This is a genomic window from Collinsella aerofaciens (assembly GCF_040915545.1).
GTDB classification, from domain to species: domain Bacteria; phylum Actinomycetota; class Coriobacteriia; order Coriobacteriales; family Coriobacteriaceae; genus Collinsella; species Collinsella aerofaciens_BE.
In genome coordinates this window covers 1-10,929 of sequence record NZ_JBCPDH010000045.1, presented here as the reverse complement: position 1 = coordinate 10,929, position 10,929 = coordinate 1, and the positions used below count along the sequence as shown (strand labels likewise).

The following is a 10,929-nucleotide window of genomic DNA, read 5'->3' as shown; positions in this document are numbered from 1 at the left end:
CGCAACGCGTTGCGCTGAGTCCTGAGGCTGTTGCAATGAAAATGAGAATCAAGGAATTTAATATTGCTCGGGGGGGGGGTGCTCATTGACGCTGCTTTCGTTACTATCTAACTACCTTTTGCGATATGTTGATGCTTGACCCGGTATTTCCGATAACGATGTTGCTATTCGTTGAGTTAACGTCGATATCGAGCTCGTTATTGGCAAATACGGTGGCCATACGTTCCCACGCATTTATGAGACGGTCTAATTCCGGATCGCGCCTAAATTCATCCATCTTTTTGATCATTTGATTTGGATCTGATAGTTCGATCAAAACATCTGCTTCAGACACGTCATCGGCTGTGACAAATTTTGACGTAAGACCGCAAATGAGCCTTTGGGTTAATACCCACAAGCCTGAACCTAGCGCACTTGCCCCGCCTTTTGCCAATCCATTAAAACAAGCTTCAATAAGAGTGGGAAGGTCCATATCTGCGCCTTTCGGTTGCGTCTATCTCATTTAATTATAGCTGTTAAGGTGACTATTTTTGAAACATCGGTTTTTTGCTGGTGGAAGACCTGTCGGGCCTCATACTGTGTCTCACGTTCTCTTTCATGGTCCTCCTAGCGCTGCTGAGTTAACACCATCAGCGTGGTGGCAGCGGGGAAGTGTGTCGTGCACATTTGACGATCACGCTTCCGCCTATAGCGGTTTTTCGCATATCTGTTAGCGTCGGATTATTTTAGCCAAATATAGTCGGCCGGGATTGGTCAATCTCGACCGACTATATTTGGCTAAATTATTCCGACGCTAACACAAGTTCCTCGCCCCGGGCGTACTTCAGCCTCATGGGGTGCCGCAACGTCGAGTAAACCTCCCTGGCTATGAATCTCTTTAGGCAGCGCATGGCCTCTCGCTCCGTCTTGCCGTCGGACTTGCGCTTTGCCATGTAGGCGAGCGTTCTCTCGTCCCCGCTCATCCTGCTTACGGCAATCATGTGGAGAGCTTTATTGGCCTGCCTGTTCCCGCCGCGGTTGAGCCTGTGCCTGTCGGTCTTTCCGCTGGAGGCGGGAATGGGGGACACGCCGCAGATCGAAGCGAAGCTTGCCTCGCTCGGGATGCGCTCCGGGTTGTCGCCCGCGGCGATCGCGAGTTCCGCGGCGTTGACGGTGCCGCACCCCTTCACCTGCAGGAGGGCTGGCGCATTGGCCTCGATGAGCCGATGCATGGCGCCCTCCAATTGGCCTGCTTTCTCATCGAGCTCCAGCCAGGTCCTGGCGAGCGCCCTCAGGGACGCAAGCAGCGGCCCGGCGACGTCGTCTTCCGCATTCGGGCGGCAAGACCCCAGTTTCCTGTACAGGCTCGCTCCCTTGAGCGGCCGGTATTTGGTCCTGACCCGCTCCGGGGCCGACACCAAGAGGGAGCCTATGGCGTTGGATACGCTGGTCATGGTGTTGACGTGTATGGATCTCGCCACCGTGAGGGCGCGCAGGCCCTCAACCCACTCGTTGTGGGACTTCGGCACTATGCCCTTTCCGGCAGCCACCGCGCGGGCGGCGTGCTCGGCGTCGATGCCATCGGTTTTGCCCTCTCCGACTCGCCTCTTTTCCCTCTTGGGGCGAAGTACTTCGAAGACGTCATAGCCGCGTTCCATGAGGTAGGAGCATAGACCGGCGCCATACGACGTCGTCCCCTCCATGCCTACCGCCACGCAGCCCGACGGGTCGCCGATTTCCTCCGCAAGTTGTTTGTAGCCCCATGTGGGTAAATTCAGTCGGCACTGACAATGCTGTTGTCAGCCATGTTGAATCCTCCCTATTCCACGAGTAAGGCGACCTCGCGCTAGTGCTTGTTGAGCCGCTTCTCGTCGGTTGCCACCCCCGCGTTGGAAAGCCCGGTCGTGCCGCCCTGGACACCGCCAGCCTTGCCGCCATAGAACAGCCAAGGCTTCACCTCCTTGAACACAGAGGCGTCGCCGTCGTGGCCGTCCGGCAGCGCCTTGGCCGCCTTCACATTGCGTACGGCCTGCCAGCCGCAGCTCCTACTCTGCGCGCTCGTCTGCCGCCCGGGCCTTCACCTGCTCGATCACGCCGCGTAGGGCATCGGCTGCCTCTGCGGTCTTGGCGGCCTCGGCCATCTGGCCCTCAAGCTCCTTGATACGTACCTCTTGATTGGCGAGAAGGACCTTGAACTCGTCGGGGCCATCGTCGGTGGCGGCAACTTCTTCTTCCGCATGCTGCACTTGTTCGTCTGTTTACCCTTGCGGGTGCTGCTGCGTCTCCGTCGCCTGCCCACATCGGTGTCCTCCTTCATGGGAACCACTTTCGTGAATCACGCAGGCAGGAGCCCGCCCGAATGCATGTTAGGAGCAGGGTATTTCTCTGTCACAAGAGCGTAGTCAGCTCGAACTAAATCACATTTAGTATTGTGCCACTTTCGAAGAGCTCAAAGCTTTAGCACAATCTATAAGGTAGCAGCTGTAAATCTGCTATCCTAAGCATGTTCCAAATTTCCGCAATAGAGAGGAAATGGTATATGGAGGCAATAGACTACATACCTAGGCTGGTGAGAGCCTGTTTAGAGAATGACAGAAGACTCGTAGAGTCAGTCTCGCTCACGGTGTCCCGCAAGCTGAGACGTGATCGTCCTGATCTCGCTTCGGAGATCGCTGGGGCGCTTGCAGCATCTGACATGAGAAGCGAGGCTACCCGTGCAGCCGAGATAAACCCGCTACCGATCGACCGAGAGACCCGCTTCTCTCTCGTAGAGTTCATAGAGCCAATCGAGCTACCGGACCCCATTCTTGATGCTGCAACCACAAAAGAGCTTGCTGACTTTCTCAAGGAAAGAGGTCTGATTCAGCGGTTTTTCGAGGATGGGATCGAACCCTCGAACAGTATCCTCTTCATTGGCGCTCCGGGCGTGGGTAAGACATACGCGGCCAACTGGCTTGCATACAAGCTCGCTCTTCCGCTCATAACGCTCGACCTCGCAACTTCGATATCCAGCTATCTCGGTCGATCCGGACAAAACATCAAGAGCGTCTTCGACTATGTCCGCGCACAGCCTGCGGTGCTCTTCCTGGACGAGTTCGACGCAATTGCGAAGCGGCGTGATGACGAGGGTGACCTCGGCGAATTGAAGCGCCTAGTGAACGTTCTTCTCAAAGAAATCGAGACATGCCCTAAGGGCAGCATCGTGCTTGCAGCTACAAATCATCCGGAGTTGTTGGATAGGGCGATTTGGCGGCGCTTCGACAGAGTTATAGAGGTGCCGCTTCCCGAGGAGAACGAACGCATGCGACTCTTCGAGAGACACTTGCCCAGCGACCGCTTCACGCTCTCGCAAGAGATGCTCGTCCTCATGGTCGAGAAGAGCGCGGGCATGAGCGCCGCAGACATTTGCAAGCTTTGCGAGCACATTAAGCGCCAATCAGTGATGAATCCGGGCGAGAGCATAGAGATCATTTCTCTGAGCGAGCTGTACTCCAAATGCAAACCTCAAACGAAGCAGGAGAAGAGTGAGGCGTGCATAAAACTCAGAGAAATTAACCCAGCCCTTACCGTGCGAGACATTGCGCGGATCGTCGGAGTCGGCGCCTCGACGGTCTCCCGCTACATGAAGGAGGCATAAGCCATGTCCGACCCGCTGCCAATCCTTGCTCACGGCGAATCATATGCTCAGCCAGTTCAGAAGAAAACCGGTGGAGGTTCCAAGCCACGGCCACACGAGTACGAAGAGGCTAGGAACCGCCTCCTTGCTAATATCGGCGCTGTGTCCAGGCAGATGCAGACCGACCCTGATTCCTACCTCGAGGAAAAGGTGGTCTGTTTACGTATGGAGCCCAAGTTCGAAGCAAAGTCCTATGCACCCTCGTCGGTGCTCACCTCTTCGGACGAGTTGCAAGTCATCGGCGGCAGGAGATACAAGACAGGCAACGTGCAACCTCAGAAGAACAGTAATGACGAAGATGCAGGAGAGCAGCTCGAGTTCGCAAAGCTCTACTTCCTGCGCACGACCTCAAAGGGTCTTGCCGATTTTGAAAACGCGCTTCGCACCGGGTCAAACGAATCGGACGCATGGCGCAACGAGGTAATGTCCATCCGTTCCTTCGACCTGCTTGAGCCGGGCGAAAAGATACTTGGCTTCGATGCGGAATGGAAAGAGGGCCTGGTCGAAGCCGTGCTTCATCCGCTCCAAGAAAGCGCCGAGGATGCCGTAGACCTGTTCTGCAAGGCAGCAGGACTCGGTCGTGACGAAATCGAGGTACGGTCATACAAAGACGGCGTTACATTCATCGCCGCACAGTTGAGCAGGGAAGCTACTATGGCAGCAGCGAGAATCAACCCGCTGCGCACGGTTCACCCGATGGGAAGAATCGCCTTCGAGCCGATACGGAGCGCGATGAGCGCACCAGCACCGCAGGTTGCTGCGGCCCAGAATGTCCCACCTGTGACCGTCGGCGTCTTCGATGGTGGATGCAATCCCAATGTCCCGCTCCTCTCCGGCTATGTCAATGCGCATGATGCCGTTGCATCGCTGCCCGACCAAGACGGCATCGACCATGGAACGGGTGTATGCGGAGCCGTGCTGCATGGCGAGCTTTCTGGTAAGGGAGCTAGTGACGTCCTTCCTGCGCCCGAGGTGAAGGTTGAGAGCTTTCGAGTGCTGCCACCGAGCGATCCCATCGACATTGACCTCTACGAATCGATCGACGCTATCGAGTACGTAGTCGGGCATAATCCTGACATCCAACTGTATAATCTCTCATTTGGCCCCGCTGGCCCCATTCTCGACGATGACATCAGCCGCTTCACTTATGCGCTTGATGTGCTGTCGTACAACCGCGATGCCGAGCCGCCCCTCTTTTGCATTGCGGCCGGTAATGACGGCGATTTGCCAAGCCCAGATAATCGTGTGCAGTCACCAGCGGATCTGGTCAACGGCATCGGAGTTGGCGCGTTTTGTATATTGCCTGATGGTACGAAGGCACGCGCTCCGTATAGCTGTGTTGGTCCGGGAAGAGAGGGTGCCAAAATCAAGCCCGACCTCCTTGAGTATGGAGGGGACATCAACAAGCCATTCGTGGTGGTTGCCTCAAGCGGAAATGCTTTAGGCGCAAGCGCGGGTACCAGCTTTGCATCTCCTTTACTCGTCCACAAGCTTGGCAGAATGATGTCGCGAAGCGAGGATATCTCACAGCATCTCGCCCGGGCTCTGGTCCTCCACAATTCGAAGCACAGTGATAGCTTTGTTCGAGAAGAGTACGGTTTCGGCATTGCTCCAGATGATCCATCGAGTTGTCTGAGCTGTGACGACAACCGCGTCACCACGCTATATCAAGGCATGCTCAGACCTAAGCAGCTTGTCTCGCTGCCGATATTTGCCCCCGGCATCGAGTCGGCGAAGGGGCTTATCACAATCAGCTGGACCATCGTTGCAGTCTGCGAAACGAATCCCAATGATTCGGATGCATACACCTCAAGCTGCATAGTAGATACCCTCATTCCTCATGCCAACAAATACACGTACTCGCTCAAAGGTACAAGCTATAGGCATACGGTGAATCTCGCCACCGAGGAGGGGCGTATCAAGGCAGCTGAACTTGAACTGCAGGGCTACACCTCATCAACCTTGCCGGTGAGCAAGCCTGCAAAGAAGTACTGGGAAGAGTCAGAGTTACGAGCCAACGATATGAAGTGGGACAGTGTCATTAGCAGGACACAGCGCATGAAATCAAGCTCATTGTATGACCCGAAGCTGACGCTCCAATCCTTATTCCGTAATAATAACGATCCCGATGCGCTCACTCGTTACTATGCGGTCGTGACGGTCGATGCTCCAGGCTACAATGGCAGTCTTTACAACAGTACGCTCCAGGAGTATCGCAACTTGCAGCCAATCAAGCTCAGGATTGAGCCGCGTCTTGAGGCACGGAGTTAATAGAATGGACGGCCATCGTGCATAATTGCCTGATGGCCGTCCTGCTACATACAAAGCAATAGGATAATATTAGGCAGACAGAACGATGCCTCTCTCGTCGAGCAATCTGTCTACCGCGTTGAACAACTCTTGAAAGTTTCTAAGGGTCACATTAACGAACTGATACTTTAGGTCTTCGGAATGTGAACTCTCTCCGAAGAGCTCAGTAATCCCTGAGTTGAATTTCGACTTGCCATGGCGGCCTTCTCCTTTGAAGAAGGTCGCCATGGCCCCATTCCGGTCTTGTGATTATTCGCTGATTATTGCATCAGTTTTGGTATGCCGTTCCATGCCGCACTGGCACGAGCTCCACGGTAGGCTGATACACATTGACACTAAGAACCTCTACGCGCCCGCAAGAAGCGTTTTCTTTTCAGAACAATCCAGATGGCACGAAGCGTGCCTTGGCAACGGGTAGGAGCTGATGCTGGCTTAGGTACTGTAAGTGGCAGTAAAGCTGTAGCTAAATCTAGAACTTCGAAGTTGTCTTTGGAGTTGGGCGCATCTATAGTCGAGATTCCTGAGTCCATGGGTCGGACTTTCGCATCGGCGTCGCCTCAAAACACATAACGTGGACTGAGCATGGTTCGACCGCCAGCTTTCAATCAAGCTTATGCCATCATTGTTGTGAACGGGGCGACCTCGGTTGCGGGTTGATATAGCGCAGTGAAAGAAATCTTTCGCTCTAAGTTGATGCAGGAGGGAATAATGGAGACATGCCGGTCAAAAGAGCCTGCTGATCAGCTCATCGATCATATTGATTCCTATCTCAAGGATAAGGACAATCAATATGCAATTGCACTTGAGGGAGATTGGGGATCGGGAAAGACCCGATTCATCGAAGGGAAACTCAACGAGTATCTCGAAAAGGGCGAATACAACCTTGTCCGCGTTTCCATGTTCGGAATTGCCACTGCTGATGATCTATACGAACGTATTGTGATGGCGCTTGTACACCTTAGCGATAAAGGTATGAAGGCGCAAGCTGCTGCCAAAACTATAGGGGGCGCCCTCAACGGTATTTCGGGGGCTTTAATTAAAAGAACGGGATTATCGGTGAATCTCGCCGTCGGGATACAATCCGTTGCCTGCCTAATGCTCAAAAAGAAGCACTTTCTTGTATTCGATGATGTGGAGAGGCGTTCTAAACATAGCGACGATTTGGCGCTATTCGGAACGATGAACGATCTTGTCGAAAGACTTGGATTGAAGGTCATGCTGGTTTCAAATGCCTGGGAAGGAAGTGATGTGCAATCGATGCGAGAGTTCGATAGGGACGTACGCGAAAAGCTAATTTGGAAAGTCTATCCTTTCAAGCCGTGCCCGTCTGCATTGGCCAAAGAAATTCTCATGGGAGATTGCCGCCCATCGGAAGACCTTGATATGCATAGCGCCATACTTGCGGGGGTAGAGGCCAGCGGATGCGTAAATGCTCGGGCAATGATTCGTGCTCATGAGCTAATCAGAAGAATTTGCAGCCTTGAGGTGCTTCAAAATACAGGAATTGCACTTCAAAACCGGTTTTACGCTCTACGGGACGCAGTCCATTTTGCTTTGTTGACCTCCATGGGGAACGCACCTTCCATGCCACAAAACGGAAAGCCAGAGGAATGGCTCAGTCCGGAGGCGCTGGAATACGATCGCAGAGTGTCTCTTTACGAGCAATACTCTGATTTCTCCGTGATAGGTAAGGCATTCGACCCTTCAGGCGATGTAGATATTGAAGATCTCGAACAAGGGTTTAAAACATACATTTGGAAACGGTACCCGAGCAACCGCGATACCCTCGAAGTTAGGGAGATCGCTAAAAGTATGCGGTGCGCTTACGATCTTGATGACGATAATGTAGATGGCCTCGCGCAGCGTTACTATGATTTAGTTACTAGAGCACATTATTCAGTCGATTGTTTGCACGACGTGCTCGAGGTTTATTACCTGCTATCTGACCTCAAATGGGAATGTCCATTTTCGCAAAATGACTTTATCAAATATTGCAAGAAAGTGATCGATGCCGATCTAGACAAAGCTTCTGAGCTCCTCTCTGGACCAGTATTTAGTGCAGACGAAAGGCGGAAAAGACGGGCGCTCGCCGAAGAACTTGAGCGTTATGCTCGGACAGAGCTGAATAAAAAGATGTCGAGTCAGTTGATGATATCTGAGGGAGCGGAGGGACTGACGGGCAGGGAGATTGCTCGACTTCTCAACGATGCTGCAGAACGCGATGTCAAAGTGTTGGTTAATGCTAGTCCGAGAGTCATTGTCGAGTCATTTTGTAGAGAAGATGCGGCGAATCAAGAGGCGCTTCGCAAGTTCTTTGTGCATCTTCATAACGTTTGGATTCCGGGTGGGGTGCCATCGGCGGATTTAGTTGAATGGATACTTGAGATAAAGACTGCACTGGAAGAAACGAACGTTGAAACGAAAACTGGATCAATGAGAAGGCATTTGTTCTTGAGAAATCTGGAGGAGCTTGAGAGCCGATTTGGGTATCCCGTACAGAAGTAGCACCGATGCTCCACTTGCCGTGCGCTTCAGTGCCAGCGGTCTTGTTTTGCGCTTGCGCGGTGCCGGCTTGATTTCATTTGTTGCATAGATTGAAGGATGCGCCAGTCACGTCTTCTTCGCTTGCTCACGGTCTTCTGTCCGTCTCGGCTGCATGGTGGGTCCGATTGCTTTTTCGGAGTGGCAATGATACGTATGGTGTGAAACGGATGGTAAGCGGATAACGAGGGGCGGAAACAACGACAGCCCCACGCTAAAGGAAAGGAGCGGAGGAACTATGCCAGAAAAAAATATACCAGGCCTCTTCACCGTCTACTACATGAATCAGCAGAAGGTGTTCGAGACGAGGATGCTCCTGGACAACAAACTCAAGACTACAAGCTCCAAGGAAAACCAGAACGGGACGACAAAGAGAGCATCATTGAACGCCGAAGCGGAGCTCAACCCTCCCTTTCTGACGAAACTCAGGGCAAAACTCGAAGGAAGCGTCAGGCACGAAAAACAAGAGAAGATCGTGGACACCCTCGAATACGTGAACACAAATAGCCGGATGCTCGCCGACATAATGGAGCATTGCAAAGCCCCCGAAAGCGGAACAACGCTTGCAGAAGGCGACCTCGCATACATCGGCGATGTCTCGCTGGAGCTCATCAATGAGGAGGAGATTCGAGGCATCATGGCGATCATGAGCGGGACCTTCGACGGAATCACCGTCCCCGATGCCGGAGACCTCGACATCGGCCACATGATGCAATCCTTCATAGGAGACGGCGCAGCCTTCAAGCTCAGAGGAAACCGCGCAAGAAGAAGAACGCCGCTGTACGCGAAGATTCCCCTCGATGGAGAAGAAATGTTCGAAAGCGGGTACACAATCGACGACCTGCTCATCGGAAAGGTCGGCATCGTCGGGATATGCAAAGGGAAAATCACCCCGGCCCAGATGAAGAGCCCCCTCGATTACTTCCAACAGCCAGACGACCCGAAACGCACGCCGCAGAACGACATTGTTATATGCGGAAAGAACCTGTCACCCACCGCCATGACCGGCGGCGGCAATCGGGTAGAACAGGGCTATTACATAGACATCCTTGCTGTCATTCAGGCAGTGTCCTTCGAGGCTTGATAGGCAACGCCATGCGCAAACTCGTCACATACAACAAATCCCAGTATAAAGCCCTGATCGACCAGCTCGGAGACGGCGGCTTCAAGTTGATGTCGCTTCTCGAACTACACGGAAGCGACCAAATCTCCGAGCTCCTCTCCGAGAAAAAGCTCGTCGTGGACGTTTCATCACTTGTGGGGTTACTCTCGGGCGATCTTCAGCTGGCATCGAAATTCGAGCTCCTCGTCCACCAGCTACCCTTTGGCACCCTCTTCATCGGAGACGATAAAACCGTGAACGAAGGAGCATACCAATTGAGAACCATGTTCGACGACATTATAGAATGCGACATCGAGATCGATAAGGACGCCCAGAAGGACAAAAGAGTAAAGAGAACACTCGTATCCCTCGACGAACTCGAATTCAAACAGGTCCTCACCACCCTCGAAAGCGAGCTCATAGGCCAGATCGAATTCAAACGCTCCTTCGAATCCCGATCGCGCAGCTTCAGGCTCTTCAACGCGCTCGACGAGCAGCCGGTGTTCTCGTTGCTCCTTCTTGGCCCTTCGGGTGTCGGGAAAACAGAAGTCGCCAAGATTCTCTGCGAGGCAATCGCGCCATGCCAGCCCCTCCCTAAAGTCAATCTTGGGAACTACAGCAGCAAGGACTCTCTAAACTCCCTGATTGGCAGCCCGAGAGGATACATGGGAAGCGAAGAAGGCGAGCTGGGAAAGAAGATCGACTCGTCCGATGCCGGAATTCTCCTGGTGGATGAGTTCGAGAAAGCTGAACCCGCCGTCTGGAACTTCTTCCTCGATCTCCTCGAGACAGGATCGTTCACGGACTCCCAAGGGATGGAGCACGATCTCCGCGGGTTCATCATCGTATTCACGACAAACTGCCCCCTCGGGAAGATCAATGAAACTTTCCCGGCAGAACTCCTCTCCCGCTTCAATTTGATGAGCCACTTCTCCAAGCTAAGCGTAAGCGACAAAAAGTTCTTTGTCGAAAGATACGTATCCATGTTTGCCAAGAAGTACAGGGAGACTGCTCCCAGTGGCTTGCCGACATTGCCGGACGACATCGCCGACAGGGCAATGATGGAAATCGACATTGAAGCGACCGAAAACATCCGGATCCTCAAGAACACAACAAGATCTTGGATCAGCGAATTCGTAGAGAAGGCCCGAAAGAGCAGTTCAATCGCGACGCAGCCCTCCATCATCAACGCCCAAACATAACGAATATATGTTCTTATTGCATCGCATCTACATTACGAAATTGGTAGTGTCGAGAAAGTTGGTGTAGAGCCCCATCCGAAGCGAGTCGGCCCGGCGTCCTAGAATCTGGAATACGGTTG

At 53.1% G+C, this 10,929-nt stretch carries 9 protein-coding genes; 5 read left to right on the top strand and 4 right to left on the bottom strand.

The window, feature by feature from the left end; translation table 11 throughout:
• Window positions 1-103: 103 nt before the first annotated feature.
• The 4 genes from AB5202_RS09515 to AB5202_RS09500 all read right to left on the bottom strand — a co-directional run bounded on the left by AB5202_RS09515 (window position 104) and on the right by AB5202_RS09500 (window position 2,225).
• Window positions 104-472, bottom strand: a complete 369-nt coding sequence (locus AB5202_RS09515; RefSeq protein ID WP_368144539.1) for a hypothetical protein — start codon at window positions 470-472, stop codon at window positions 104-106.
• A gap of 310 nt (window positions 473-782) precedes the next feature.
• Window positions 783-1,757: an IS110 family RNA-guided transposase gene (locus AB5202_RS09510; RefSeq protein ID WP_368144549.1), complete on the bottom strand. Its 975-nt coding sequence runs from the start codon at window positions 1,755-1,757 to the stop codon at window positions 783-785.
• A 68-nt stretch (window positions 1,758-1,825) separates the two neighbouring features.
• Window positions 1,826-1,996: a hypothetical protein gene (locus AB5202_RS09505; RefSeq protein ID WP_158564989.1), complete on the bottom strand. Its 171-nt coding sequence runs from the start codon at window positions 1,994-1,996 to the stop codon at window positions 1,826-1,828.
• 28 nt (window positions 1,997-2,024) lie between these two features.
• Window positions 2,025-2,225: a hypothetical protein gene (locus AB5202_RS09500; protein WP_368144540.1), complete on the bottom strand. Its 201-nt coding sequence runs from the start codon at window positions 2,223-2,225 to the stop codon at window positions 2,025-2,027.
• Window positions 2,226-2,518: 293 nt separating this feature from the next.
• Between AB5202_RS09500 and AB5202_RS09495 the strand changes: the two genes are divergently transcribed.
• The 5 genes from AB5202_RS09495 to AB5202_RS09475 all read left to right on the top strand — a co-directional run bounded on the left by AB5202_RS09495 (window position 2,519) and on the right by AB5202_RS09475 (window position 10,810).
• Window positions 2,519-3,616 carry an AAA family ATPase gene (locus AB5202_RS09495; RefSeq protein WP_368144542.1) on the top strand — a complete coding sequence of 366 codons (1,098 nt, stop codon included), beginning with the start codon at window positions 2,519-2,521 and terminating at the stop codon, window positions 3,614-3,616.
• Window positions 3,617-3,619: 3 nt separating this feature from the next.
• On the top strand, window positions 3,620-5,926 hold the full coding sequence (locus AB5202_RS09490; protein WP_368144543.1) for a S8 family peptidase: 2,307 nt from the start codon (window positions 3,620-3,622) through the stop codon (window positions 5,924-5,926).
• Window positions 5,927-6,673: 747 nt separating this feature from the next.
• Window positions 6,674-8,470: a P-loop NTPase fold protein gene (locus tag AB5202_RS09485; RefSeq protein ID WP_368144544.1), complete on the top strand. Its 1,797-nt coding sequence runs from the start codon at window positions 6,674-6,676 to the stop codon at window positions 8,468-8,470.
• Window positions 8,471-8,744: 274 nt separating this feature from the next.
• Complete coding sequence (locus AB5202_RS09480; protein ID WP_368144546.1) at window positions 8,745-9,590, top strand: hypothetical protein; 846 nt, start codon at window positions 8,745-8,747, stop codon at window positions 9,588-9,590.
• Between the two features lie 11 nt (window positions 9,591-9,601).
• Window positions 9,602-10,810, top strand: coding sequence for an AAA family ATPase (locus AB5202_RS09475; protein WP_368144547.1), 1,209 nt, complete (start codon window positions 9,602-9,604; stop codon window positions 10,808-10,810).
• The last annotated feature ends 119 nt before the right edge of the window (window positions 10,811-10,929 follow it).

Coding starts and splice junctions, on each gene's coding strand:
- AB5202_RS09515 (WP_368144539.1), bottom strand. CDS start 472: ATGGACCTTCCCACTCTTATTGAAGCTTGTTTTAATGGATTGGCAAAA.
- AB5202_RS09495 (WP_368144542.1), top strand. CDS start 2,519: ATGGAGGCAATAGACTACATACCTAGGCTGGTGAGAGCCTGTTTAGAG.
- AB5202_RS09490 (WP_368144543.1), top strand. CDS start 3,620: ATGTCCGACCCGCTGCCAATCCTTGCTCACGGCGAATCATATGCTCAG.
- AB5202_RS09485 (WP_368144544.1), top strand. CDS start 6,674: ATGGAGACATGCCGGTCAAAAGAGCCTGCTGATCAGCTCATCGATCAT.
- AB5202_RS09480 (WP_368144546.1), top strand. CDS start 8,745: ATGCCAGAAAAAAATATACCAGGCCTCTTCACCGTCTACTACATGAAT.
- AB5202_RS09475 (WP_368144547.1), top strand. CDS start 9,602: ATGCGCAAACTCGTCACATACAACAAATCCCAGTATAAAGCCCTGATC.